Annotated in this window: 1 protein-coding gene; it reads left to right on the top strand. The window is 39.1% G+C overall.

What is annotated here, in order from left to right; translation table 11 throughout:
- On the top strand, positions 1-604 hold a 604-nt coding region (locus AC1DLB_RS31590), incomplete at both ends, for a tetratricopeptide repeat protein (RefSeq protein ID WP_477786476.1).

Raw genomic sequence — 604 nt, 5'->3', positions numbered from 1 at the left:
ACACATCCTAGATCAAACAAATATAATGCAACACCATTACAACTATGATTTAAATACAATTTCTTGGTCAACAAGAGATGAAAAAATATGTGCAATTTACCTAAAAAAGGCTCTCTCAGAAGCTAAGAACCAAAACCAGAAAGCCGCAGAAAGCTATATAACCCAAGCAAAAAACATAATGCCCGAGTTCTCTGAGTGCTATAGAATTCACGGATACATATTAAAAGACTCATCCCCATACAAGGCTGAAGTCGAACTTGAAAAAGCCATAGTATTCGACCCAGACTCAGCAATTGCATATTATGCATATGCTCAATTCTTAATTTCAGAAGAAGATTTTCCACGCGCACAAATTCAAATCAACAAAGCGCTAAGCATCGACAATCAAGACATCGCTCTTCGCACATGCAAGGCTTGGATCTTGACACTAAGTGGCGATTACAAATCGGCTGCAGCTTTATACGAGCAACTTATACCAGAACAGAAAACTCGACACAGAAAATTTCGCATCAGTACTTATGACCAAGCATCAAACTGCTATCGACGCATGACCTCACAATCGTTTCGTGATGGCGATTATGCTGCAGCAAAACTCAGTATATCC

The organism is Pseudomonas sp. 05N434, assembly GCF_056396965.1.
Note: the sequence above shows the minus strand (reverse complement) of the source record. Positions and strands in the feature narration are given on the sequence as shown.